24 protein-coding genes are annotated in these 22,689 nt (G+C 70.8%); 16 read left to right on the top strand and 8 right to left on the bottom strand.

Annotated features, from left to right (window positions below):
• The first annotated feature begins 1 nt into the window (after position 1).
• Positions 2-2,359 (top strand): TRAP transporter large permease subunit, encoded by a 2,358-nt coding sequence (locus tag AB6A65_RS01260; RefSeq protein ID WP_371036539.1) that lies wholly within the window; start codon positions 2-4, stop codon positions 2,357-2,359.
• A gap of 75 nt (positions 2,360-2,434) precedes the next feature.
• Here AB6A65_RS01260 and AB6A65_RS01255 read toward each other — a convergent pair whose 3' ends face one another.
• The 4 genes from AB6A65_RS01255 to AB6A65_RS01240 form a co-directional block, all read right to left on the bottom strand.
• The gene (locus AB6A65_RS01255) at positions 2,435-3,262 is read right to left on the bottom strand and encodes an arginyltransferase (RefSeq protein ID WP_371036538.1); all 828 of its coding nucleotides are present in this window, start codon (positions 3,260-3,262) and stop codon (positions 2,435-2,437) included.
• Between the two features lie 72 nt (positions 3,263-3,334).
• The gene (locus tag AB6A65_RS01250; protein ID WP_371036537.1) at positions 3,335-3,781 is read right to left on the bottom strand and encodes an RDD family protein; all 447 of its coding nucleotides are present in this window, start codon (positions 3,779-3,781) and stop codon (positions 3,335-3,337) included.
• A 59-nt stretch (positions 3,782-3,840) separates the two neighbouring features.
• Entirely contained in the window at positions 3,841-4,281 is a 441-nt protein-coding gene (locus AB6A65_RS01245; protein WP_371036536.1) for a DUF2852 domain-containing protein, read from the bottom strand.
• 97 nt (positions 4,282-4,378) lie between these two features.
• Positions 4,379-4,861, bottom strand: coding sequence for a YbaK/EbsC family protein (locus AB6A65_RS01240; RefSeq protein WP_371036535.1), 483 nt, complete (start codon positions 4,859-4,861; stop codon positions 4,379-4,381).
• A gap of 127 nt (positions 4,862-4,988) precedes the next feature.
• Between AB6A65_RS01240 and AB6A65_RS01235 the strand changes: the two genes are divergently transcribed.
• Together AB6A65_RS01235 and AB6A65_RS01230 are read left to right on the top strand one after the other, a co-directional pair.
• The gene (locus tag AB6A65_RS01235; protein WP_371036534.1) at positions 4,989-7,778 is read left to right on the top strand and encodes a glutamine-synthetase adenylyltransferase; all 2,790 of its coding nucleotides are present in this window, start codon (positions 4,989-4,991) and stop codon (positions 7,776-7,778) included.
• The gene (locus tag AB6A65_RS01230) at positions 7,775-8,053 is read left to right on the top strand and encodes a hypothetical protein (RefSeq protein ID WP_371036533.1); all 279 of its coding nucleotides are present in this window, start codon (positions 7,775-7,777) and stop codon (positions 8,051-8,053) included. The genes AB6A65_RS01235 and AB6A65_RS01230 overlap by 4 nt, the downstream gene beginning before the upstream one ends.
• Here AB6A65_RS01230 and eda read toward each other — a convergent pair.
• Both eda and edd read right to left on the bottom strand, forming a co-directional pair.
• On the bottom strand, positions 8,050-8,688 hold the full coding sequence (eda, locus tag AB6A65_RS01225; RefSeq protein ID WP_371036532.1) for a bifunctional 4-hydroxy-2-oxoglutarate aldolase/2-dehydro-3-deoxy-phosphogluconate aldolase: 639 nt from the start codon (positions 8,686-8,688) through the stop codon (positions 8,050-8,052). The genes AB6A65_RS01230 and eda overlap by 4 nt on opposite strands.
• A gap of 91 nt (positions 8,689-8,779) precedes the next feature.
• Positions 8,780-10,585: a phosphogluconate dehydratase gene (edd, locus tag AB6A65_RS01220; RefSeq protein WP_371036531.1), complete on the bottom strand. Its 1,806-nt coding sequence runs from the start codon at positions 10,583-10,585 to the stop codon at positions 8,780-8,782.
• Positions 10,586-11,044: 459 nt separating this feature from the next.
• Between edd and AB6A65_RS01215 the strand changes: the two genes are divergently transcribed.
• The 3 genes from AB6A65_RS01215 (at position 11,045) to AB6A65_RS01205 (ending at position 13,214) form a co-directional block, all read left to right on the top strand.
• Positions 11,045-11,344, top strand: a complete 300-nt coding sequence (locus AB6A65_RS01215; RefSeq protein ID WP_371036530.1) for a hypothetical protein — start codon at positions 11,045-11,047, stop codon at positions 11,342-11,344.
• Between the two features lie 134 nt (positions 11,345-11,478).
• Positions 11,479-12,675 (top strand): RSP_2647 family RNA methyltransferase, encoded by a 1,197-nt coding sequence (locus tag AB6A65_RS01210; RefSeq protein WP_371036529.1) that lies wholly within the window; start codon positions 11,479-11,481, stop codon positions 12,673-12,675.
• A complete protein-coding gene (locus tag AB6A65_RS01205; protein ID WP_371036528.1) occupies positions 12,672-13,214 on the top strand; it encodes an RSP_2648 family PIN domain-containing protein in 543 nt (180 codons plus the stop codon). Before AB6A65_RS01210 ends, AB6A65_RS01205 begins: the two co-directional genes overlap by 4 nt.
• A 36-nt stretch (positions 13,215-13,250) precedes the next feature.
• Here the strand turns inward: AB6A65_RS01205 and serS are convergent, their stop codons facing one another.
• Both serS and AB6A65_RS01195 read right to left on the bottom strand, forming a co-directional pair.
• On the bottom strand, positions 13,251-14,543 hold the full coding sequence (serS, locus tag AB6A65_RS01200; RefSeq protein WP_371036527.1) for a serine--tRNA ligase: 1,293 nt from the start codon (positions 14,541-14,543) through the stop codon (positions 13,251-13,253).
• An 82-nt stretch (positions 14,544-14,625) separates the two neighbouring features.
• Positions 14,626-15,333 carry a serine protease gene (locus tag AB6A65_RS01195; protein WP_371036526.1) on the bottom strand — a complete coding sequence of 236 codons (708 nt, stop codon included), beginning with the start codon at positions 15,331-15,333 and terminating at the stop codon, positions 14,626-14,628.
• A 158-nt stretch (positions 15,334-15,491) separates the two neighbouring features.
• Here AB6A65_RS01195 and yajC point away from each other — a divergent pair, with 158 nt between their 5' ends.
• The 10 genes from yajC (at position 15,492) to AB6A65_RS01145 (ending at position 22,437) form a co-directional block, all read left to right on the top strand.
• The gene (gene yajC, locus AB6A65_RS01190) at positions 15,492-15,782 is read left to right on the top strand and encodes a preprotein translocase subunit YajC (protein ID WP_371036525.1); all 291 of its coding nucleotides are present in this window, start codon (positions 15,492-15,494) and stop codon (positions 15,780-15,782) included.
• 28 nt (positions 15,783-15,810) lie between these two features.
• Positions 15,811-17,472, top strand: a complete 1,662-nt coding sequence (secD, locus tag AB6A65_RS01185; RefSeq protein WP_371036524.1) for a protein translocase subunit SecD — start codon at positions 15,811-15,813, stop codon at positions 17,470-17,472.
• Positions 17,473-17,474: 2 nt separating this feature from the next.
• Positions 17,475-18,443 (top strand): protein translocase subunit SecF, encoded by a 969-nt coding sequence (gene secF, locus AB6A65_RS01180; protein WP_371036523.1) that lies wholly within the window; start codon positions 17,475-17,477, stop codon positions 18,441-18,443.
• Complete coding sequence (locus AB6A65_RS01175; RefSeq protein ID WP_371036522.1) at positions 18,436-19,194, top strand: sulfite exporter TauE/SafE family protein; 759 nt, start codon at positions 18,436-18,438, stop codon at positions 19,192-19,194. Before secF ends, AB6A65_RS01175 begins: the two co-directional genes overlap by 8 nt.
• Before the next feature lie 12 nt (positions 19,195-19,206).
• Positions 19,207-19,560, top strand: a complete 354-nt coding sequence (locus tag AB6A65_RS01170; RefSeq protein WP_371036521.1) for an Mth938-like domain-containing protein — start codon at positions 19,207-19,209, stop codon at positions 19,558-19,560.
• A gap of 119 nt (positions 19,561-19,679) precedes the next feature.
• Positions 19,680-20,291, top strand: coding sequence for a heme ABC exporter ATP-binding protein CcmA (gene ccmA / locus AB6A65_RS01165; protein WP_371036520.1), 612 nt, complete (start codon positions 19,680-19,682; stop codon positions 20,289-20,291).
• On the top strand, positions 20,288-20,944 hold the full coding sequence (gene ccmB / locus AB6A65_RS01160; protein ID WP_371036519.1) for a heme exporter protein CcmB: 657 nt from the start codon (positions 20,288-20,290) through the stop codon (positions 20,942-20,944). Before ccmA ends, ccmB begins: the two co-directional genes overlap by 4 nt.
• A gap of 56 nt (positions 20,945-21,000) precedes the next feature.
• A complete protein-coding gene (locus tag AB6A65_RS01155; protein ID WP_371036518.1) occupies positions 21,001-21,747 on the top strand; it encodes a heme ABC transporter permease in 747 nt (248 codons plus the stop codon).
• Positions 21,744-21,902 (top strand): heme exporter protein CcmD, encoded by a 159-nt coding sequence (gene ccmD / locus AB6A65_RS01150; RefSeq protein ID WP_371036517.1) that lies wholly within the window; start codon positions 21,744-21,746, stop codon positions 21,900-21,902. Before AB6A65_RS01155 ends, ccmD begins: the two co-directional genes overlap by 4 nt.
• Complete coding sequence (locus AB6A65_RS01145) at positions 21,889-22,437, top strand: DsbE family thiol:disulfide interchange protein (protein WP_371036516.1); 549 nt, start codon at positions 21,889-21,891, stop codon at positions 22,435-22,437. Before ccmD ends, AB6A65_RS01145 begins: the two co-directional genes overlap by 14 nt.
• Positions 22,438-22,689: the final 252 nt, after the last annotated feature.

Here is a 22,689-nt window from a genome sequence, read left to right as displayed (position 1 = left end):
CATGCTGTTCGGTCTAGATGGGGTCGAGATCGGCCTGATCATCGTCTTCCTGTGCCTGTTCGCCGGCATCCTGTCGGGGTTCCCGGTGGCCTTCGCCATCGGAGGGGCGGGCGTGATCTCCTTCGCGATCATCGCGGCGCTCGACAGCGCGGGGCTGCTCATACATCAGGCGATCGACACCGGCTCGGCCGCGTATCAGGCGCTGGTGAGCGACGGCGCGAGGCCGGCGAACATCAACATATTCCGATACCCCGAACTGCCGCGCGTCGAGACGCCCGTCTTCCCGCAGGGCTGGGAAACGGCGCTGGATCGCAACATCTCCTTCATCGTGAACCGCATCAACGAGCGGGTGCTCGCGGGCCAGTCCATCGAGACGCTGCTCGCCGTGCTGATGTTCGTGATGATGGGCATCACGCTCGAGCGGTCGCGCATCGCGGAGGATCTCCTGACCACCATGGCGCGGGTGTTCGGCCCGCTGCCGGGCGGGCTGGCGGTGTCCATCGTGGTCGTGGGCGCGTTTCTCGCCGCGTCCACGGGGATCGTCGGGGCCACCGTGGTGACGATGGGCCTGCTGGCGCTTCCGACCATGCTGCGCGCGGGTTATTCGCCGCAGCTTTCCACCGGCGTGATCGCGGCCTCGGGCACGCTCGGGCAGATCATTCCGCCCTCTATCGTGATCGTCCTTCTCGGCACGCTGACCGGCGACATCTACTCAGCCGCGCAGGAACAGCGCGCCCAGCTTGCCGGCTGCACCGACGCGCTCACCTATCTTGGCGAGGCGGCGGTGGTCTCGGTGGGCACGCTCTTCCAGGCGGCGCTATTGCCGGGGATCCTGCTGGCGGGCCTCTACGCGGCCTACGCCTTCGGCTACGCGGTCTTCAATCCGTCCAAGGCGCCGGCGGTCCCCTCCCTCGAAGGCACCGGCGGCGAGGTGACCACCCCGGGCGAGCGGTGGACCTGGTTCGCCGGCGTGCCGGCCGCGCTGATCCTCGGCGTGGTCCTTGCCGGGCAGGTCGGTCTCGTCGGCGGCCAGAACGTGGATCCCGGCGGCTTCTCCGAGCGCGGCGAGATGGCGTCGCTGCGCACCAACGTGTCCGACCAGTGCAAGGCCTCCATGATCGAGCTGCACGGGCAGGAGGCCTGGGACGAAGCCATCGCACAGCAGGAGGCGATCGAGGCGGCGGGCGGCGTGGAGGAGCAGCACGCCTTCACCGAGGAAGAGTATCAGCAGCGCCTCGAGGAGAATATCGCCAACGCCGCGCCGATCGGCACGGGCATCGCCGTCGGTTTCCTGGTGCTCGCGCTCATTCTCGCTCTGGCGCGGGGGGTGGCGCCCTCGGCCGATCCGCTGCCGCTCGTCATCGGCGCGGCGGGCATCGTGCTCGCCCTTCTGGCGGATATCGTGGCGATCTCGCCGCTCAGTTCGCCCGGGGCGAGCTTCCTGTGGCTCGCGCTGCCGCTGCTGCTGACGCTTTACGGCGTGCGGCACGCCTTCGCGCGGCTGGCCACCAACGACCTCCTGCGCGTGGTGTTCCCGCCGCTCATTCTGATCATCGCGGTGCTGGGGTCGATCCTGGGCGGGATCACCAACCCGACGCCGGCGGCCGCGCTCGGCGCGGCGGGGGCGATCATGCTGGCCGCCTACCGCAAGCTCGCGGACCAGGAGAAGTCGGGCCGGATCATCATCTGGTCGACCTTCGCGCTCGTCATCATGATCCTCGTGGGCGTGAACTTCGACCTTCGGGTCACGACCTCGACGGCGGGGATCGAGACGTGGCTGGCCTATGCCGTGGCGCAGGCGGCCTATCTCTACGCGCTCTTCGGCCTGCTTTATGCCTGCTGGGTGCTGTTCGCCGGCGGCGTGCTGACGCCGGTGGTGCGCGAAACCGCCAAGGTCACGTCGATGGTCTTCACCATCCTGATCGGCTCGCAGCTTCTGAACCTCGTGCTGATCTCCTTCGGCGGAGAGCACTACATCCAGGATTTCCTCAAGAGCTTCGACAACGAGATCAAGGTCTTCCTGATCGTCATGCTCGTGCTCTTCATCCTGGGCTTCGTGCTCGACTTCCTCGAGATCATCTACATCGTCGTTCCGATCGTGGGGCCGGTGATCTATGGCGGCAGCTTCGACCCGAAATGGGTGACGATCATGATCGCCGTGAACCTGCAGACCTCGTTCCTGACGCCGCCCTTCGGCTTCGCGCTCTTCTATCTCAGGGGCGTGGCGCCGCGCGAGGTGACGACAACCCAGATCTACCAGGGCGTGCTGCCCTTCGTGCTGATCCAGGTGATCGGCCTGGCGATCCTGTTCTGGTTCCCCGGCATCGTGACGATCGTTCCGGACCTGATCCCGAACTGAGGGTCGCGGCGCGCGCGTGCGCCCGCGCGCGCCGCCTGTGCTAACGGCGAAGATGTCTCGCGATGGCGGTGGATGTCAGCCCTTGCGGGCGGCGGGGCGCGCGCCGGGCAGCGACAGGTTCGCCACCTGCTCCGCGATCGGGTCGGTGGACAGCGGGTGCAGTTCGGCGCTGTAGTCCTGCGGGTCGCGCATCCGCTCCCACTGGCCGCGCCTGTGCACCTCCAGCCCGGAGAAGCGGGCCTTGTAGCCCATCTTCGGGCTGCCGGGCACCCAATAGCCCAGATAGACGTAGGGAAGCCCCGCCTCGCGCGCGATCTGCACGTGATCGAGGATGATGTAGGTGCCGAGCGACGCCTTCGGGCGGTCGGGCGCATAGAAGGAATAGACCATGCTCAGCCCGTCGTCGAGAACGTCCGTCAGGCACACGGCCACCAGCTCCCCGGTGCCGCGATCGCTGTATTCCACGACGCGGGAGCGGACCGGCGTCTCCTCGATCATGGCGGCGAATTCGAACACGTCCATGTCCGCCATGCCGCCATCGGCGTGCCGGCTGTCGAGATAGCGCCGGAACAGCGCGTACTGCTCCTCGGTGGCCCAGGGCGATGTCGCCCGGCGCGAGAGGCAGGCGTTGTTTCGTATCGTGCGGCGCTGGCTTTTCGAGGGGCTGAAGCGCGAGACGTCGATCCGTGCGGACAGGCAGGCCGAGCACTCCGAACAGGAGGGCCGGTAAAGCACGTTCTGTGACCGCCGGAAGCCTTGTTTGGACAGGGTGTCGTTCAGCCGCTCCGCCCCCTCGCCCTGCAGCGCGGTGAAGAGTTTACGCTCCATCCGCCCTTCAAGATAGGGGCAGGGTTGCGGTGCCGTCACGTAGAATTGCGGCGCTATGGGCAGGGTATGACGCATCACGCTTCCACCTAGAAATTCGGGAAACGATAGCAACCCGTCCGCGACGCGCCAAGCCCGTTTCGGAACGGTTCAGGCCCGCAGGTTCAGCGCCACGGTTCCCATGACGTGATCGGTCAGCCCCTGCCGGTAGGTGCTGACGAGCATGAGCACGATGGACACGATCTGAAGCGGGAAGACCGCGATGGAGACGGTATATCCCAGCGTGTGCAGGAACGCGGTGGACACATCGAGCCTCAGCCCCCGCGCGTCGCGGATCTCGATCGCCATGAGGCGCATCCCCCAGGTGGCCGACCCGCCCGCAAGCGTTGCCACGCGGTAGAGGAAGCCGACGACGAGCATCAGGAAGGGAAAGAAGAAGATGCCCGTGAAGGCCGTGAACGGCACCACGAGCAGCGACAGCAGGACGATGAGGAGCATGTCCACGACCCATGCGAGAAGGCGCTTGGCTGGCACGCCCGCGTAGAATTCCGGCTGGCGCTCGGGGTCGGGAAAGGGCGTGTGGCCGTCGAGATGCATGGCGGGTCCTTCGCATGGCGCCGCCCCGGCGCGCAATGGCCGGGGCGGTCGGGAGGTGATCAGAGATCGCGGGGGCCAGCGCCGTCCGTGTCGTCCGGTGCCGTCCGGGCGGCGCGGGCGCGCTCTTCCATGAACTGGTCGAATTCGGCCTTGTCCCGGGCCTCGCGCAGGCGCTGGAGGAACTCGTGAAAGCTTTTCTGCTCCTCCTCGAGGCGCCGCAGGGTGTCGGCCTTGTAGGCGTCGAAGGCGGAGTTGCCCGAGGGCGTCATGGCGTCGAGGCCGGCCCGCGCGCCGTTTTCGTTACGGCAGGAGCTCCCGAAAAGGCGTTTGCTCCAGATCATGTAGGCAAGAAGTGCAAGGCCCAGAGGCCAGAACAGGATGAAGCCCAGTACCATGGCGGCGATCCAGGCGCCCTTTCCCTGCGAGTCGAGCCAGGCTTCGGCACGGGAAAACCAGTGCCCCGGACGGGCGCGGGTCCAGTCGGTTGCGGCGGATGTCATGTGCGTCTCCATGCGTCGTGTCACGATGTGAATGTCTTTCACATGAGGCGAGATCGGAACCGCGCCGCCCGGTCACAAGGGGAGATGTGAAAGATTTTTACATTTTTTCGCGTTGGGCCGTGAAATCAGCGGGTTGCGCGCCGGAAATCCGCGGCAGGTCCGCCGGGTCCAGCGCGAAGACATGACGCGGGGTGCCCGCGGCGGCCCAGACCTCGTCGAAGTCCATGAGCCGGCGGTCGAGCCAGGCGCGCGGCGGGGTGAGATGGCCCACCGGCGCAACGCCGCCGATCGCGAAACCGGTCTGCGCGCGGATCAGCGCCGCGTCCGCCTTGCCCAGCGGCTCCCCGGCGAGCGCGGCCGCCTTCGACGCGTCCACCCGGTTCCCGCCCGCGGTGAGAAACAGCAGCGCCTCGCCGCTGTCCTCGCCGCGGAACATGATCGATTTGACGATCTGGTCGAGCGCGCAGCCCGCGGCTTGGGCCGCCTGCTGGGCGGTGCGCGTCTCGCCCGGCTCGCGGATCTCCGCCGCGAGGCCCGCAGCCTCCAGCGCCGCGCGCACGCGTTTCAGGCTTCGACTCATGGATCTCCTCCGGTTGGCCCCGTGCCATGCTAGCCCAGCCCCGGACGGCGCGAAACGGCGGCCCGTCCCCGCCGCGCCGCGCCGCAGGCGATTGACCCCGCGCGCGGGCCGTGGCCATCTCCGCCACATGAGTTTCGCGAACCGCATCACCCGTCTGCCCCATGCCCATGAGCCCGAGCGCGGCGCCGAGGCCCGGGCCGCCTGCCCCGGGACCGAGGGCGATCTCGCCCGGTTGCTCGAAGGGGCGGGGGGGTGCAGCCCTTATCTCAAGGACCTGATCGAGAAGGAGGCCGGTTGGCTTCCCGCCGCGTTCGACGATCCCGAAGCGGCGCTCGCGGACGTTTTCGACGATCTCGGAGAGACGCCGCCCGACACGCTCTCGGACGCGCTTCGGCAGGGCAAGCGGCGCGGGGCGCTTCTCTTGGCGCTTGCGGATCTCGCGGGGGTCTGGCCGCTGGAAAAGGTCACCGGAACGCTCACCGATTTCGCCGATCTCGCCTGCCAGCGCGCGATGGAGGCCGCGGTGGGCCGCGAGATCCGCCGGGGCAAGCTGCCCGGACAGGATGAGGACGCCGTCCCGACGGCGGGGGGCCTCGTCGCGCTCGCCATGGGCAAGATGGGGGCGCACGAGCTGAACTATTCCTCCGACATCGACCTGGTCTGCCTTTTCGACGAGACCCGCTACCCGGAAGACGACGTGATGGAGGCGCGCGCCGCGCTGGTGCGCGCCGTCCGGGCGATGACGCGAACGCTGTCGGACAACACCGCCGAGGGCTACGTCTTCCGCACCGACCTGCGGCTTCGCCCCGACCCGTCGGTGACGCCCGTGGTGCTGAGCATGGCCGCGGCCGAGACCTATTACGAGAGTCTCGGGCGCACGTGGGAGCGTGCGGCCTACGTCAAGGCCCGCCCCGCCGCGGGCGACCTCGACGCGGGCGAAAGGTTTCTCGAGACGCTCAGGCCCTTCGTCTGGCGCCGCCACCTCGACTTCGCCGCCATCGAGGACGCCCATGCGATGCGGCTGCGCATCCGCGAGCACAAGGGCCTCAACGGGCCGATCACGCTGCCCGGCCACGACATGAAGCTCGGCCGGGGCGGCATCCGCGAGATCGAGTTCTTCACCCAGACGCGCCAGATCATCGCAGGCGGGCGCGACCCGGCCCTCAGGGTGCGCGGCACCGTGGCCGGACTCGAGGTGCTGGCCGCGAAGGGCTGGGTGCCGGACGAGGTGGCCCGGACGCTGGCGCGCCACTACCGCGCCCACCGCGAGATCGAGCACCGGGTGCAGATGATCCACGACGCCCAGACCCACGCGCTGCCGCGCTCGGACGCGGGCTTCGACCGGCTCGCCGCCCTGATGGGGCAGGAGGCGCAGGCGCTTCGCCGCGACCTGACCGAGCGGCTGACGGAGGTGCACGAACTGACCGAGGGGTTCTTCGCGCCCGACGCCGCGCCCCCGGCCGCCGACGCGGACACGCCCGAGATCGACGCCAGCGTCACGGCGCGCTGGCCGAGCTACCCGGCGCTGCGGTCCGATCGCGCCATGGCCATCTTCGAGCGGCTCCGCCCCGAGATCCTCGGCCGTCTCGCGCGCACCGCGCGGCCCGAGGAGGCGCTGGCCGCCTTCGACGGCTTCCTCGCGGGGCTGCCGGCGGGGGTGCAGCTTTTCTCGCTGTTCGAGGCCAACCCGCATCTGATCGACCTGCTGGTGGACATCGCGGGCACCGCGCCGGCGCTGGCGCGTCACCTTTCGCGCCATGCCGGGGTCTTCGACGCGGTGATCGCCGGCGACTTCTTCGCGCCGATCCCGGGCGTGGAGGAGCTGAGCCGCGATCTCGCGACCCGCCTCGCGCGCGAGGACGACTACGAGCGCAAGCTCGATGCCGCCCGCCGCTGGGCGCATGAGGTGCATTTCCGGGTGGGCGTGCATCTTCTGCGCGGGCAGGCGGGCTGCGTCGAGGCCGGGCAGCACTATGCCGCTCTGGCCGAGGCCGCCCTGCGCGCGCTCTGGCCCGCGGTCGTGGAGCAGTTCGCGGCCAAGCACGGGGCCCCGCCCGGACGCGGCGCGATGGTGCTCGGCATGGGCTCGCTCGGCGCCGCGCGCATGGCGCCCACCTCGGATCTCGACCTCATCGTGATCTACGACGCCGACGGGGTGGAGCAGTCCGAGGGCCGCCGCCCGCTCTCCGCGCGCGCCTACTACGCGCGCCTTACCCAGGCGCTCGTGACCGCGGTGAGCGCCCAGACCGCCGAGGGCCGGCTCTACGAGGTGGACATGCGCCTGCGCCCCTCGGGCAAGCAGGGCCCCGTGGCCACGAGCTGGCAGAGCTTCCGGTCCTACCAGCGCGAGGAGGCGTGGGTCTGGGAACATCTCGCGCTCACGCGGGCGCGGGCCGTGGCGGGGGACGCGGCGCTCTCCGAAGAGGTGGAGGCGTTCCGCGAGAGCCTTCTGGGCCGCGAGGACCGCGACACCGTGCTGCGCGAGGCCGCGCGAATGCGCGCGCGCATCGCCGAGGCCAAGTCGCCCGAGGGCCCCTGGGACGCCAAGATCGGCCCGGGGCGGCTGCAGGACGTGGAACTCGTCGCCCAGGCCGGCGCGCTGATCGGGGACGAGCCGTCCCGCGTGCCGCGTGACGGGCTTGCCGCCGCGGTCGCCGCGGGCTGGCTCGACGGGGCGGGCGCCGAAACGCTGGAAGAGGCCTGGACGCTCTGCTGGCAGGTGCAGATCGCGTCCAAGCTGCTGAGCGAGGGGCCGCTCGCCGATGACCGCATCGGCGAGGGCGGCGCGGCGCTGCTCGCGCGCCTGACGGGGATCGAGGGGCTCGAGGCGCTCTCCGGCCGCCTCGGCGAGGTGACGGAGCGGGCCGCGGCCGTGATCGACGCGCACCTGCCCGCGGACACGGAGAAAGACCGATGACTCGAGATTCCGCCGACCCGAAGGGCCTTGTCCGGGAGGCCTACCGCATCGAGGGCATCACCTATGAAGAGTGCCGCTCGATCTTCCTGGACTGGGCGCTCGGCGTGCCGATGGAGGCCGACCCGCGCGCGCTGCTGGCCGAACTCCTCGCGCGGCACGGCGATGGCGCGCCGGACCACCCGATGACCCGTGTGCTGACCGAGGGGCGGGATGCGGCCGCCCCTCCGCGCCGGCGCGGGGGCTGGCGCGGGCGCGACCGTGGCGGGGCGGGCTAGAGCGTCGCGGCCGCCCGGGCCAGCGCCTCGATCCCGGCCCAATCCTCCGCCGCGACCCGGGCGGCCGGGGCCAGCCAGCTTCCGCCCACGCAAACCACGTTGGGCAGGGAAAGATAGTCGCGCGCGGTCCCGGCCGTGATCCCGCCCGTGGGACACCAGCCGATCTGCGGCAGCGGGCCGGCCAGCGCGCGCAGCGCAGCCGTGCCCCCGGCGGCATCGGCGGGGAAGAATTTCTGCACCGAATAGCCCCGTTCCAGAAGCGCCAGCGCCTCGCTCGCCGTGGCCGCGCCCGGAAGCAGCGGCAGGCCCGCGTCCTCGCAGGCGTCGAGCAGCCTGTCCGTCGCCCCGGGCGAGACCCCGAAGACCGCGCCCGCCGCCCGCGCCGCGGCCCCGTCGCCCGGTGACAGCAGCGTGCCCGCGCCCACCGCGGCCCCCGGAACCGCCGTGATCTCGGCGATCGCGTCGAGCGCCGCCGGCGTGCGAAGCGTCACCTCGAGCACGGGAAGCCCCCCCGCCACCAGCGCCCGGGCGAGCGGACGTGCGGTCCGCGCGTCGCTCACGACGAGCACCGGGATCACCGGCGCTCGGGCGCAAAGCGCGGCGATGTCTTTCGAACGCGCGCGGTCGTCCGTCATGGCCCGGCTCCTTCTTCTTGGCGGAAATACTCCGGGGGAGTCGCGCCGAAGGCGCGGCGGGGGCAGCGCCCCCATGGCGCACCGCGCCGCATCACACCACCACGCCGGCCCCGTCGCCCGCCGCGCCCACGCTGTGGCGGAACAGCTCGAAGAGTTCGCGCCCGGTGCCCTGGGCGCTGCCCGGCCTGTCCGGCAGGGCGGGCGCGCGGGCGTCGAGGTCATCGACCAGCGCCTCGAGCCGTCCCGCCCGCGCGTCGAGCCGCAGGATATCGCCGTCGCGCAGCCGCGCGAGCGGCCCGCCCGCGGCCGCCTCGGGGCTCACGTGAAGCGCCGCGGGCACCTTCCCCGACGCTCCCGACATGCGCCCGTCGGTCACCAGCGCGACTCTCAGGCCCCGGTCGAGCAGCACCGACAGCGTCGGCGTGAGCCCGTGCAGCTCGGGCATCCCGTTGGCGCGCGGACCCTGGTGGCGGACGACCACCACGCAATCCTCGGTGAGGGCGCCCGCGCGGAAGGCCCGCTTCACCTCCTCCTGGTCGTCGAACACGCGTGCAGGCGCCTCGATCGTCTGCACGTCCTCGGCCACCGCGGAGACCTTGATGATGCCCGTGCCCAGATTGCCCGAAAGCCGCCGGAGCCCGCCCGTGGGCTGGAAGGGATCGGCGGCGGGGCGCAGGATGCGCGCATTCTGGCTTTCGCGCGGACCGGCCTGCCAGGCGAGGCGCCCGTCCGCGAGCTTCGGCTCCTCGGTGTAGCGGGCAAGCCCCGGCCCGGCCACGGTGGTGACGTCCTCGTGCAGCAGCCCCGCGTCGAGCAGTTCGCCGATCAGGTAGGCCAGCCCGCCCGCGGCATGGAAATGGTTCACGTCGGCCAGCCCGTTCGGGTAGACCTTCGCCATGAGCGGCGTGACCTGCGAGATGTCGTCGAAATCCTCGAGTTCCAGCAGAACCCCCGCCGCGCGCGCCATGGCGGGCAGATGGATGACGAGATTGGTGGAGCCGCCGGTGGCCATCAGGCCCACGATCCCGTTCACGAAAGCGCGCTCGTCGAGCACGTCGCAGACCGGCGTGTAGGCGTCGCCGAGCGCGGTGATCCCGAGCGCGCGCTCGGTCGCCGCCCGGGTCAGCGCCTCGCGGAGCGGCGTGCCCGGGTTCACGAAACTCGCACCGGGCAGGTGCAGCCCCATCACCTCCATCAGCATCTGGTTGGAGTTGGCGGTGCCGTAGAAGGTGCAGGTGCCCGGCCCGTGATAGGAGGCCATCTCGGCGCGCATGAGTTCCTCCCGGCCGATCTCGCCCGCGGCGAAGCGCTGGCGCACGCGCGCCTTCTCGTCGTTGGGCAGCCCGCTCGTCATCGGGCCCGCCGGCATGAAGACGCCGGGGATGTGGCCGAAGGTCGCCGCCGCGATCACGAGCCCCGGCACGATCTTGTCGCAGACGCCCAGATAGGCGGCCGCGTCGAAGGTGTTGTGCGAGAGCGCCACCCCCGCGGCGAGCGCGATCACGTCGCGCGAGAAGAGCGAGAGCTCCATCCCCGACTGGCCCTGGGTGACGCCGTCGCACATGGCCGGCACGCCGCCGGCCACCTGCGCCGTGCCGCCCGCCGCCCGCGCGGCCTCCCGGATCAGGTCGGGGAAGCGCTCGAAGGGCTGGTGGGCCGAAAGCATGTCGTTGTAGGCGGTGACGATCCCGAGATTGGGCGCGCGGTGGCCGGCAAGGCTGTCCTTGTCCGCACCGCTCGCGGCGTAGGCGTGGGCCTGGTTGCCGCAGGACAGGTGCGCCCGGCGCGGTCCGTCCTCGGCGGCGCGGCGCATGCGGTCGAGGTAATCGCGTCGCGTCGCGGCGGAGCGCGCGCGGATACGTTCGGTGACGCGGTGGATCGTCGGATCGAGTGCCATGAAACTCCTCTGCCTCTTAATCTAGCAAACCGGTTTAGCGCTAACAACCTGCTTGCGCCGCGGACGAGCGAGCCCCGGACCCCGGCGGAAGACGCCTGTCCGATTGCTGCGCCACCCTGAATTGCGAAGCTCGACGATCCCGCAATCAGGGGAGATGAAACGCCTGCCTGCCAAGCGGAAAACGCGCCCCAAGATTGATCGGGCGGCGAAAGCGCTGTATCGGAAATGAAAAGGCGTATCATCGGCCGGTCACGTCGGACCTCTCCCGGTTTTCCCGATCGGACAGGAGCGACAACCGTCGTGCGGGGCAGCGTTGGATCGCAGTTTGCGGGACAGGCCGCGCCATGGGCGTCCGGAAGCAGAAGGGGCGCGCGTGACGGGCGCAGCACCGCCGCGTCGCCCGGCGGCAAGGTCCAGAGCCGAAGGACTTGGGATAGAGTTTGCACGAAGAGGTTTGATATGAGTTCGAAAATCGCAGGTATGGCGATCGTGGCCGCGCTGGCCGGGTGCACGATTTCGCCGCAGAACCTGGAATCGATTCCGGTGGTACTGTCCACGTCCCATGGCCCGGTGACGTGCCAGCTTTACACGCGCGAGCGCGTGGACTGGGACCGGTCGGTCGACCGGCCCGAGGGGATGAGCGTCGGCGAGGCGGACCGGCTCTGCGCCGCGGAGGGCCTGAGGCGCCAGCGCGGCGGCGAGGATACCGAGACCGCGGTGACGCTCGGCGCGGCGACCTCGCCCTGGCCTGCGGGCTGATCGGCAGGCTGTACGCCCGTCTCGACGCGGCCTTGCCCGCACCTTCCGGGCCGCCGGTCCTTTCGTCCCGCGGAAGGGCGGCGTCGCGCACGCGGACGCTTCCGCTTTCCGCGTCGTCGGGCTATGGCGGCGGCATGAATGGTTCCGATCTTCCCGTCGTCCGGCTGAAGCCCAAGGCCGACGCCCGCGCGCTGCGGCACGGGTTTCCTTGGGTCTACGCGGACGACCTCGTGACCGACCGGCGCACCCGCGCCCTGTCGCCCGGCACCGTCGCGGTGCTGGAGGACGCAGCGCGCGCGCCCGTCGCCCTTGTCGCCATCAACCCGGTCTCGAAGATCATGGCCCGCGTGCTCGACGCCGATCCGGCGGCGCGGGTGGACGCGGGTTGGGTCGCCGCGCGGATCGCGCGGGCGCAGGCGGTGCGCGCGCGGCTCTACGACGCCCCTTTCTACCGCCTTGCCCACGCCGAGGGCGACGGCCTGCCCGGCGTGGTGATCGACCGCTTCGGGGATATCGCGGTGGTGCAACCGAACGCCGCCTGGGCCGAGGCGCATCTGCCCGCGCTGGTCGAGGCGCTGGTGGAGGTCACCGGCGTGACGACGGTGCTGAAGAACGCGGGCGGCCGGGCGCGCGCGCTCGAGGGGCTCGACGACCTGCCGCAGGTGCTTCGGGGCAGCGCGCCCGAGGGACCGGTGGAGGTGCCGATGAACGGCGCGATCTACATGGCGGACCTCACCGGCGGGCAGAAGACGGGGCTCTATTTCGACCAGCGCGACAATCAGGCTTTCGCCGCCCGGCTTGCGGGTAACGGCCGTGTGCTCGACGTCTTCTCGCATGTGGGCGGGTTCGGCCTCGCCGCGCTCGCGCAGGGCGCGGCGGAGGCGCTTGCGGTCGACGGCTCGGCCCCGGCGCTCGCGCTTGCCGAGGCCGGGGCGCGTGCCGCGGGCCTGGGTGACCGCCTCGGCATCCGGCAGGGCGATGCATTCGAGGTGATGACCGCGCTCGGGCAAGAGGGCGCGCGCTTCGATCTCGTCGTCTGCGATCCGCCCGCCTTCGCGCCGTCGAAACCTGCGCTGGAGGCGGGGCTTCGCGCCTATGAGCGCGTCGCGCGGCTCGCCGCACCGCTGGTGGCGGAGGGCGGCTTCCTGGTGCTGTGTTCGTGCTCTCACGCCGCGGATCTCGCGCGCTTCCGCCGCGCCTCGCTGCGCGGCATCGGGCGCGCGGGACGCGCCGCGCAGCTGATCCGAACTGGCTTTGCCGGCCCCGATCATCCCCAGCACCCGATGCTGGCCGAGAGCGGCTATCTCAAGGCGCTGGCGTTCCGGCTGTGAGGGCGCTGCTCGACGCCAACGTGCTCTATCCCACGGTGATGCGCGAGCTTCTGCTCGGCGTGGCGGCGCGCGGCGGGTTCCGCCCGCTCTGGTCCGCGCGCATCCTCGAGGAATGGGCGCGCGCCGCGGCGAAGCTCGGGCCCGGCGGCGAGGCGCAGGCGCGGGCGGAGATCGCGCTTCTGCGTGCGGCCTGGCCGGACGCCGAGATCGCGCCGGGCGGTTCGCTCGAGGCGCGGCTCTGGCTGCCGGACCCGTCGGACATCCACGTTCTTGCCGCCGCCATCGCGGGCTCGGCGGACGCGATCGTCACCATGAACGCGGCCGATTTTCCGCGCGGCCTGCTGGCAGAGGAGGGGCTCTCCCGCGCGGATCCCGACGGGTTTCTTCTTGGCTTCTGGAAGGCCGACCCCGCCATGGTGGCGGAGGCGGCGGAGGCCGTGCGCGCCCGGGCCGAGGCGCTGTCCGAGCACGGACGCTGGGAGATCCGCCCGCTTCTCAGGAAGGCGCGGCTGCCGCGGCTGGGCAAGGCGCTCGCCTGACGGGCAGCAAGGCGCGCGGCCGGCGGGGCGTGCGGCTCAGGCGAGCGTGCCGTCGGTCGTGAGCCTCCCGCGCCCGCCGAGATAGGGCGCGAGCGCCTCGGGCAGCACCACCGATCCGTCGGCCTGCTGGCCGTTTTCCAGCACCGCGATCAGCGTGCGCCCGACCGCGAGGCCGGAGCCGTTCAGGGTGTGCACGAAGCCGGGCTTGCCGCCGCCCTCGGGACGGAAGCGCGCGTTCATCCGCCGCGCCTGGAAGTCGCCGCAGACCGAGACGGAGCTGATCTCGCGGTAGCGGTCCTGGCCGGGAAGCCAGACCTCGATGTCGTGGGTCTTCTTCGCGCCGAAGCCCATGTCGCCGGTGCAAAGCACGACGGTGCGGTAGGGCAGGCCGAGACGTTCCAGGATGTCCTCGGCGCAGCGGGTCATGCGCGCATGCTCGTCGAGCGAGGCGTCGGGATGCGTGACCGAGACCATCTCGACCTTCTCGAACTGGTGCTGGCGCAGCATGCCCGCCGTGTCCTTGCCGGCGCTTCCCGCCTCCGAGCGGAAGCACTGGGTATGGGCCACGAAGCGGCGGGGCAGGGTGGCCTCGTCCACGATCTGGCCGTTGACGATGTTGGTGAGCGTGACCTCGGCGGTGGGCACGAGCCACCAGCCATCCTCGGTGCGGTAGCTGTCCTCGCCGAATTTCGGAAGCTGCCCGGTGCCGAACATCATCTCCTCGCGCACGAGCACGGGCGTCCAGGTTTCGGTGAGGCCGTTCTCCTCGACATGGACGTCGATCATGAACTGCGCGAGCGCGCGGTGCAGCCGCGCCACCGCCCCCGAAAGCACCACGAAGCGCGCGCCGGAGAGCTTCGCGGCGGTCTCGAAATCCATTCCGCGCGCGACGCCCGCGATCTCGAAATGCTCCTTCGCCGTGAAGTCGAGGGCGCGCGGCGCGCCCCAGCGGCGGATCTCGACGTTGTCGTCCTCGTCCGCGCCGTCGGGCACGTCGTCGAGCGGCAGGGTCGGGATCTCGGCGAGAAGCTCGGCCAGCGCCTCGTCCTTGGCCCGCGCGCGGGCCTGCATCGCGGCCACCTCGTCCTTCTTCTCGGCGACGAGGGCGCGCAGGCGTTCGAATTCCGCCTCGTCGCCCGCGGCCTTGGCGCGGCCCACCTCCTTGGAGGCGCGGTTCTGCTCGGCCTGCGCCTGTTCGGCGGCGGTGATGGCGGCGCGCCGGGCCTCGTCAAGCTCCAGCAGCGTCGCGGCGACGGGGGCCGCCCCGCGCCGGGCAAGCGCCGCGTCGAAGGCGTCGGGCGCCTCGCGGATGAAGCGGATGTCGTGCATCGGTCCCTCTTGCGACTCGTCCTGGTCGGGGCGGGTTATGGAACAATTCCGCCGCCGACGTAAGGGCCCGGGGCCTGCCGCTTCAGCGCGGGCGGGCGAGGTGCCCCAGCGCCCACCGGTCGAGCAGCGCGGCATGGGTGCGCGGCGGCGCGCCGGGCGGCGCGCCGCCCGAGACGACGCCCACCACGCGCCAGGCGTCGCCGTGCCGCTCGAGCACCGGCCCGCCGGAGGCGCCGGGCGCGGCCGCGCAATCGAGCCGCATGTGCCCCGGCGCGACCGTGACGCCGCCGCAGCCGGTGCGCCCGCCGAGCGCGTGGGGGCGGCTGGCCTGATATCCCAGGATCGCGCGCCCGCCGTTCGGCCGGCCGGCCGCCCCGAAGCCCAGTGGCGCAACTTCGAGCGCCGCGTCGAGCCGGATCACCGCGATGTCCGCGGCGACCTCGCTCCGGCCGGTGCCGCGCCAGCGCGGATGCAGGTGAACGGCCACGGCCCGCGCGTGGCCCGCATGGGCGCCCTTGTGCCAGCCCGCGACGAAATGCAGATCGCCGAGCGGAACCGAGCGCCCGTCTCCCCGCGTCACGCAATGTGCGGCGGTCACTACCAGGTCGGGCGCCACCAGTGTTCCGGTGCAGATCGTGCGGCGCTTGAACCCCGCGACGTTGACGCGTCCGACCGCGTGCCAGGCCGGCCCGCCGGCGTCGGCCAGCGGCGGCAGCGCGCTCTCTGCCCCGCCCGGCAGCGGGGCCCATAGCGCGAGGCAAAGCGTGGCGAGGCGGAGCGGCGCGCACATCCGGGCGCTCCTTGTGAGGGGTGTCGGGCCAGGCGAGCCTAGCGTCGGGTCAGGCGCGCCCGCAAGCGTCCGGGCGCGTCTTGCAAACCCGGCGCCCGCCCCATAGGTTCGCGCCAGATCTCGCGGGGACGCCCCGCCACTTATCAAGGGAGTCCCCGATGGACGGTGCGAGCGCATTTGCCCAGATTCTGCCGCTGATTCTGATCTTCGCGATCATGTACTTCCTGCTGATCCGCCCGCAGCAGAAGCGCATGAAGGAACACCAGAAAATGGTCGAGAACCTGCGCCGCGGCGATCAGGTGGTCACGCAGGGCGGGCTGATCGGCAAGATCACCAAGGTCAAGGACGACAACGAGATCGAGGTCGAGCTGGCCGATGGCGTGCGCGTGCGCGTCGTCCAGAACACCATCGCGCAGGTCCTCAGCAAGACCGAGCCCTCGGGGTCCTGACCGCGGCCCCGGACGAAAGGTCCGCGAAATGCTCCAGTTCGATCTCTGGAAGCGCGTCCTGATCTGGCTCGTCGTGGCCACCGGACTGCTTCTGGCCATGCCGAACCTGTTCTACGAGCGGGTGGAGACCCGTAACGACGCGGTCGCCACCATCGAGCGCGAGGGCGCGACGCCGCGGCTGGAGGCCGAGGCGGGGCTCTGGCCGTCGTGGCTGCCCTCCGGCATCGTCAATCTCGGCCTCGACCTGCGCGGCGGTGCGCATCTGCTGGCCGAGGTTCAGGTCGGGGACGTCTACGAAAGCCGGATGGAGTCGCTCTGGCCCGAGCTGCGCGACGCGCTGCGCGACGAGCGCGAAACCGTGGGCACGATCCGCCTGCAGCCTTCCGCGCCCGACGAGTTGCGCGTGCGCATCTCCGAGCCCGACGGCATGGCGCGCGCGCTGCAGGTCGCGCGCGGGCTCGCCCGCCCGGTCACGTCGCTTGCCGGCACGGGCGCCCAGGACCTGGAGGTGCGCGGCGAGGGCGACGAGATCGTGGTGACGCTCTCGGAGGCGGAGAAACGCGCCACCGACGATCGCACGGTGCGCCAGGCCCTCGAGATCATCCGCCGCCGCATCGACGAGGTGGGCACCCGCGAGCCGACCATCCAGCGACAGGGCGCGGAGCGCATCCTGATCCAGGTTCCCGGCATCGGCTCTGCCGCGGAGCTCAAGGAGATCATCGGCACCACGGCGCTTCTGACCTTCCAGCCGGTGGTCAGTCGAAACGCCGATCCCGGCGAGCCTCCGGGCATCGGCAACGAGATCCTGCCCTCGCTGGACGAGGAGGGTGTTTTCTACAACCTCGAATCCGCGCCCGTCGTCACCGGCGAGGAGCTGGTGGACGCGCAGCCCGCCTTCGATCAGAACGGGCGCCCGGCGGTGAATTTCCGCTTCAACCCGACCGGCGCGCGCAAGTTCGGCGACTACACCGCGCAGAATATCGGCAACCCCTTCGCCATCGTGCTCGACGGGGAGGTGATCTCCGCCCCCGTGATCCAGAGCCACATTCCCGGCGGATCGGGAATCATCACCGGCGACTTCACGGTCGAGGAGTCCACCAATCTCGCCGTGCTGCTGCGCGCGGGCGCGCTGCCCGCGGGCCTCGAGTTCCTGGAGGAGCGCACCATCGGCCCCGAGCTCGGCGCCGACTCCATCGAGGCCGGGCGGATCGCGACCATGGTGGCGTTCGCCGCGGTGCTGATTTTCATGGGGCTGTCCTACGGACTCTTCGGGCTTTTCGCCAACGTGGCGCTCATTCTCAACATCGGTCTCATCTTCGGGCTGCTGTCGCTGATCGGCGCGACGCTGACGCTGCCCGGCATTGCCGGGATCGTGCTCACCGTCGGCATGGCGGTGGACGCCAACGTGCTCGTCTTCGAGCGCATCCGGGAGGAGCTTCGCACCGCCAAGGGCCCGGCGCGGGCCATCGAGCTGGGCTACGAAAAGGCGCTTTCGGCGATCGTGGATGCCAACATCACCACCTTCATCACCGCGCTCATCCTTTACGTGATGGGGTCGGGGCCCGTGCGCGGCTTCGCGATCACGCTCGGCCTCGGCATCCTCACCTCGGTGTTCACGGCGATCTTCGTCACCCGCCTGCTGGTGGTGATGTGGTTCGAGCGTCGCCGACCCAAGACGCTGGAGGTCTGACGATGCGGCTGAAACTGGTCCCCCAGGACACGAATTTCGACTTCTTCGGGCGGCCGAAGCTGTGGCTCGGGATCTCGGGGCTCCTGGTCGTCGTCGCCATCGCCTCCTTTCTGCTCCAGGGCCTGAACTACGGCATCGATTTCCGCGGTGGCACGACGATCCGGACCGAATCGGCCCAGCCCGTCGACGTGGGCGCCTACCGCGACGCGCTGCAGCGGCTGAACCTGGGCGATGTCGCGATATCGGAGGTTTTCGATCCGACCTTCGGCCCCGACCAGAACGTCGCGATGGTCCGCCTCGCAGCGCAGGAGGGCGAGGAAAGCGTTTCCGCCGCGGTCGTGGAGGAGGTGCGCGGCGCGCTTCGGACGGTCGCGCCGGACATCCAGTTCGTGTCGGTGGAGTCGGTCGGCCCGAAGGTCTCCGGAGAGTTGATCAGGACCGCGATCATCGCGGTGATGCTCGCCATCGGCGCGGTGCTCATCTACATCTGGTTGCGCTTCGAGTGGCAGTTCGCGCTGGGCGCCGTCGCCGCCCTCATCCACGACGTGATCCTGACCATCGGCATCTTCTCGGAATTGCAGATCAGGTTCGACCTCGCGATCATCGCGGCTCTGCTGACCATCGTGGGCTATTCGCTCAACGACACGGTGGTCGTCTTCGACCGGGTGCGCGAGAACCTGATGAAATACAAGAAACGCCCGTTGCGGGAGGTGCTGAACCTTTCGATCAACGAGACGCTTTCGCGCACCTTCATGACCTCGGTGACGACGCTGCTCGCGCTGATCTCGCTTTTCGTCCTCGGCGGCGACGTGATCCGCGGCTTCGTCTTCGCGATGATCTGGGGCGTGGTCGTCGGCACCTATTCCTCGATCTTCGTGGCCTCGACGATCCTCCTCGTCCTCGGGGTGAAGCGCGACTGGTCGAAGCCCGACGCCTCCGCCGGAACGCAGTTCTCCGACGTGGATGCCTGAGGGCCTCTGGGCCGCGCTCGCGACCCCCGGCGCGGCCTGGCTCGCTCTCACGATCGCCGTCGCCGGGCTCGTGCGCGGCTTCACCGGCTTTGGCACGGCGCTGATCTTCGTGCCCGTCGCGGGGCTTTTCCTGCCGCTCTCGCAGGTCGTGCTGCTGATCGCGCTCACCGGGCTGGCAAGCACCGGGGCGCTTTTGCCGCGGGCCTGGGGCGAGGCCGATCGGGGCGAGGTGGGTATGCTTGCGCTTTGTGCCGCGGTGACCGTGCCCGCCGGCGTCTGGGCGCTGGGCGTGCTGCCGGAAACCACGCTGCGCTGGCTCGTCACGGGTATCGCGGCGACGACACTCGCCGCCGTGGCAACGGGATGGCGCTACCACGCGCGGCTTCGTGCGCCGGGCATTGCCGCGATCGGGGGGGCCGCCGGCGTCGTGGGCGGGATGACCGGGCTGACCGGCCCGGTGGTGATCCTGTTCTACCTCGCCTCGACCCGCGCAGCGCAGGCCGTGCGCGCCAACACCATCCTCTTTCTCGCGGCGCTCGACGTGGTGATCGTGGCCAACCTGTCGCTGCGGGGGCTGGGGGGCGGCGCGGCGACGGTCTGGCTCGCCGCGTTGCTGGCCGTGCCCTATTTCGTCACCACGCTTCTGGGCCAGTGGCTCTTCGATCCCGCCCGCGAGCGGCTCTTCCGGGGCGCGGCCTATGGCGTGATCGCGCTTGCCGTGATAACCGGAGCCCCGCTCTTCGACGGCTGAGGGAGGTCCGCGATGCGCCTCAACGAAGTGGTCTATACCGACGCCCTGCCGGTGGACGGCTACGGCCCCGGCTTCTTCCGCGTGGGCGGGGAGGCGCGCGAGGGCCCGCTTCTTCTGAGCCACCGCGGCGCGGCGTCCTGGGGCGGCTACGAGGACAACGAGAGCCTTCTTGCGCTGGCGGGCGACGTCGACGTGCTTTTCGTCGGCACCGGTGCGGAGATCGCCCATATCCCCTCCGATCTGCGCGCCCGGCTCGAGGAGGCCGGCATCGGGGTCGAGGTGATGGCCACGGGGCCCGCCTGCCGAAGCTTCAACGTGCTCCTGTCGGAGGGCAGGCGCATCGCGCTCGCCGCGCTGCCGGTCTGAGGGGTCCGGGGGCGCCTTCGTGAGCCCTGGTTCGCATCCGCGCGGCCCATCGACATCGGGCGGGGGCGCGGCGCCGTCCCGCCTTTCCCCCGCCGGGGCGATGGGCTAAGGCCCGGGTCATGTTGTTGTCCGCCCACGATCTTGCTGTCTCCCGCGGCGGCGTGCCCGTGCTAGAGCACGTGGCCTTCACGCTCGCCCCGGGCGGGGCGCTGGTGCTGCGCGGGCCGAACGGGTCCGGCAAGACCACGCTTCTGCGCACGGTGGCGGGGCTTCAGCCGCCGCTCGAGGGCTGGATCGAGGCCGCGCCGGACGCCATCGCCTACGCGGCCCACGCCGACGGGTTGAAGACCACGCTCACGGTGACCGAGAACCTCGCCTTCTGGGCGCGCGTCTTCGGCACCGGCGATATCGCCCCGGCGCTGGCCGCCTTCGACCTCGAGGCGCTGGCAGAGCGGCCGGCGGGCGCGCTTTCGGCCGGGCAGAAACGCCGGCTGGGGCTTGCGCGCCTGCTGGTGACGGGCCGGCCGGTCTGGGCGCTGGACGAGCCCACCGTGTCGCTCGACATGGCCTCGGTGGGGCTTTTCGCGCAGGCGGTGCGCGCCCATCTCGGGCAGGGCGGCGCGGTGCTCATCGCCACGCATATCGATCTCGGGCTCGAGGCGCAGGTGCTGGACGTCACCCCGCTGAAAGCGCGGCCGCGCGCCGCGGCCGAGGACGAGGCGTTCCTGTGATCGCGCTTCTGGCCCGCGACCTGAAACTTGCGATCCGCGCGGGCGGGGGGTTCGGCCTCGGCCTCGCCTTCTTCCTGATCGTCACCGTCCTCGTGCCCTTCGGGGTCGGGCCGGACACCGCGCTTCTCGCGCGGATCGCGCCGGGCATCCTCTGGGTGGGGGCGCTGCTGGCCTGCCTGCTGTCGCTCGACCGGATCTTCGCGCTCGACTGGGAGGATGGCAGCCTCGATCTGCTGGCCACGGCCCCCCTGCCGCTCGAGGCGCTGGTGTCGGTCAAGGCGCTGGCGCACTGGCTGACCACGGGGCTGCCGCTGGTGCTGGCCGCGCCGGCCCTCGGCGTTCTGATGAACCTCGCGCCCGGGGGTTATCTGTGGCTCGTGGTCTCGCTCGCGCTCGGCACGCCCGCGCTGTCGGTGATCGGCACCTTCGGTGCGGCGCTGACGGTCGGGATCAAGCGCGGCGGGCTTCTGCTGTCGCTTCTCGTGCTGCCGCTCTACGTTCCCACGCTGATCTTCGGGGCGGAAGTGGCGCGCCGCGGGGCCGAGGGCCTCGCCGTCGCGACCCCCGCCGCGCTTCTGGCCGGGCTGACCTGCGGCACCATCGCGCTTTTGCCTTTCGCCTCTGCCGCGGTAGTCAGGATCAACCTGCGCTGATGTGAATTGCGCCCGGCGCCGGCAGCGACTAGATCAGCCAGACGAGAGGGAGGACGATGGAACAGCGCGCGAGCCGGTCGATGTGGGAGTGGGCGAACCCCGTGAAATTCCTGCGGCTGTCGGGATGGCTGCTGCCCTGGGTGTCTTGGGGGGCGGCGATCTGCCTTGCCGTGGGTCTTGTCTGGGGGTTCTTCTTCACGCCCGACGATTTCCGCCAGGGATCGACGGTGAAGATCATCTACCTGCACGTTCCGGCCGCGCTCATGGCGATCAACATCTGGATCATGATGCTGGCGGCCTCTTTGATATGGGTGATCCGCCGGCACCACGTCTCGGCGCTGGCGGCGAAGGCCGCGGCCCCCGTGGGCCTCGTCATGACGATGATCGCGCTTCTGACGGGCGCGCTCTGGGGGCAGCCGATGTGGGGTACCTGGTGGGCATGGGATCCGCGGCTCACCTCGTTCCTTGTCCTGTTCCTGTTCTACCTCGGCTACGTCGCGCTCTGGGAGGCGGTGGACAACCCGGACACGGCGGCGGACCTCACCTCGGTGCTGTGCCTCGTGGGCTCGGTCTTCGCGCTTCTGTCGCGCTACGCGGTGCTCTTCTGGAACCAGGGTCTGCACCAGGGCGCGTCGCTGTCGCTCGACGCCGAGGAGAACGTGCACGACGTCTTCTACCTGCCGCTTCTCGTCTGCATCGCCGGGTTCGTGCTTCTGTTCGTGGCGCTTCTGCTGCTGCGCACGCGCACCGAGATCCGCGCGCGGCGGGCGAAGGCGCTCATCGCGCGGGAGCGGATGGCATGATGCCCGATCTCGGAAAATACGCGGCCGCGGTGCTCGGGTCCTATGGCGGGAGCCTTCTGCTCCTCGCGGCGCTGGTCTGGCTGAGCCTGAGGCGCGCGCGGCGCGTGAAGGCCGATCTCGACAAGCTGGAGGCGCGGCGCGATGGCGAAGCTTAGGCCGATGATGATCCTGCCGCCGGTGATCTTCGCCGCGCTGGCGGGGCTGTTCTTCGCGGGCATGTTCCGCGAGGACCCCGACGCGCTGCCCTCCGCGCGGGAAGGGCGACCGGCCCCGCCCGTGCAGGTGAGCGACCTCGGGGACAAGACGCTTTTCGATGACGACACGCTGCGCCGTCCGGGCGCGAAGCTCGTGAACTACTGGGCGTCCTGGTGCGCGCCCTGCCGGGTGGAGCATCCGCATCTCGAGACGCTCGCCGAGGAGGGCGTGCCGATCTACGGAATCAATTACAAGGACGACCCGGGCAAGGCGCTGCGATTCCTGGAGGAGCTGGGCGATCCCTACGCCGCCATCGGCGCGGACGCCTCGGGGCGCATGGCGCTCGACTGGGGGCTTTACGGCGTGCCCGAGACCTACGTGATCGACGGCGACGGCGTGATCGTCCTGCGCTTCGCCGGGCCGATCACGGAGAACATCCTGGAAAGCACGATCCGCCCGGCCATCGAGCGGGCGGGCGGCATCGCCGGGAACTGACCCTCACAACGCCGAGACCAGGACAAGCGTGAGAAGGAATGCCGCCTCGAGAAGCGGCATCGGGATGGCCCCGCGACGCAGGACGCGCGCGGGGGCGGAACGGTGGTTTGCGAAACGATGTGTCATTCGTGATTTCCGTGATGGCGCCCTCGCCCGTGGCGACGGTTCTGCCCGAAAATCGTCAAGGAAAGGTTTTCCCGCGCGGTCCTGCCTGGTCCCTTCCGGCCGGGAGGGGGCGGCGCCAGGTCGCCG

The sequence above is a fragment of the Rhodosalinus sp. FB01 genome (assembly GCF_041365715.1).
In the GTDB taxonomy this organism is placed as follows: domain Bacteria; phylum Pseudomonadota; class Alphaproteobacteria; order Rhodobacterales; family Rhodobacteraceae; genus Rhodosalinus.
This window is presented reverse-complemented; position numbering and strand designations above follow the sequence as displayed.

Excerpts from the sequence above, each read along its gene's own strand:
- ccmD (WP_371036517.1), top strand. The coding sequence starts at position 21,744 with ATGATGCCCGATCTCGGAAAATACGCGGCCGCGGTGCTCGGGTCCTAT.
- secD (WP_371036524.1), top strand. The coding sequence starts at position 15,811 with ATGCTCCAGTTCGATCTCTGGAAGCGCGTCCTGATCTGGCTCGTCGTG.
- AB6A65_RS01195 (WP_371036526.1), bottom strand. The coding sequence starts at position 15,333 with ATGTGCGCGCCGCTCCGCCTCGCCACGCTTTGCCTCGCGCTATGGGCC.
- AB6A65_RS01260 (WP_371036539.1), top strand. The coding sequence starts at position 2 with ATGCTGTTCGGTCTAGATGGGGTCGAGATCGGCCTGATCATCGTCTTC.
- AB6A65_RS01245 (WP_371036536.1), bottom strand. The coding sequence starts at position 4,281 with ATGACATCCGCCGCAACCGACTGGACCCGCGCCCGTCCGGGGCACTGG.
- ccmA (WP_371036520.1), top strand. The coding sequence starts at position 19,680 with ATGTTGTTGTCCGCCCACGATCTTGCTGTCTCCCGCGGCGGCGTGCCC.
- AB6A65_RS01145 (WP_371036516.1), top strand. The coding sequence starts at position 21,889 with ATGGCGAAGCTTAGGCCGATGATGATCCTGCCGCCGGTGATCTTCGCC.
- AB6A65_RS01170 (WP_371036521.1), top strand. The coding sequence starts at position 19,207 with ATGCGCCTCAACGAAGTGGTCTATACCGACGCCCTGCCGGTGGACGGC.
- secF (WP_371036523.1), top strand. The coding sequence starts at position 17,475 with ATGCGGCTGAAACTGGTCCCCCAGGACACGAATTTCGACTTCTTCGGG.
- yajC (WP_371036525.1), top strand. The coding sequence starts at position 15,492 with ATGGACGGTGCGAGCGCATTTGCCCAGATTCTGCCGCTGATTCTGATC.
- edd (WP_371036531.1), bottom strand. The coding sequence starts at position 10,585 with ATGGCACTCGATCCGACGATCCACCGCGTCACCGAACGTATCCGCGCG.
- AB6A65_RS01240 (WP_371036535.1), bottom strand. The coding sequence starts at position 4,861 with ATGAGTCGAAGCCTGAAACGCGTGCGCGCGGCGCTGGAGGCTGCGGGC.
- AB6A65_RS01230 (WP_371036533.1), top strand. The coding sequence starts at position 7,775 with ATGACTCGAGATTCCGCCGACCCGAAGGGCCTTGTCCGGGAGGCCTAC.
- AB6A65_RS01175 (WP_371036522.1), top strand. The coding sequence starts at position 18,436 with ATGCCTGAGGGCCTCTGGGCCGCGCTCGCGACCCCCGGCGCGGCCTGG.
- AB6A65_RS01155 (WP_371036518.1), top strand. The coding sequence starts at position 21,001 with ATGGAACAGCGCGCGAGCCGGTCGATGTGGGAGTGGGCGAACCCCGTG.
- AB6A65_RS01255 (WP_371036538.1), bottom strand. The coding sequence starts at position 3,262 with ATGCGTCATACCCTGCCCATAGCGCCGCAATTCTACGTGACGGCACCG.
- AB6A65_RS01250 (WP_371036537.1), bottom strand. The coding sequence starts at position 3,781 with ATGCATCTCGACGGCCACACGCCCTTTCCCGACCCCGAGCGCCAGCCG.
- AB6A65_RS01215 (WP_371036530.1), top strand. The coding sequence starts at position 11,045 with ATGAGTTCGAAAATCGCAGGTATGGCGATCGTGGCCGCGCTGGCCGGG.
- AB6A65_RS01210 (WP_371036529.1), top strand. The coding sequence starts at position 11,479 with ATGAATGGTTCCGATCTTCCCGTCGTCCGGCTGAAGCCCAAGGCCGAC.
- serS (WP_371036527.1), bottom strand. The coding sequence starts at position 14,543 with ATGCACGACATCCGCTTCATCCGCGAGGCGCCCGACGCCTTCGACGCG.
- eda (WP_371036532.1), bottom strand. The coding sequence starts at position 8,688 with ATGACGGACGACCGCGCGCGTTCGAAAGACATCGCCGCGCTTTGCGCC.
- AB6A65_RS01235 (WP_371036534.1), top strand. The coding sequence starts at position 4,989 with ATGAGTTTCGCGAACCGCATCACCCGTCTGCCCCATGCCCATGAGCCC.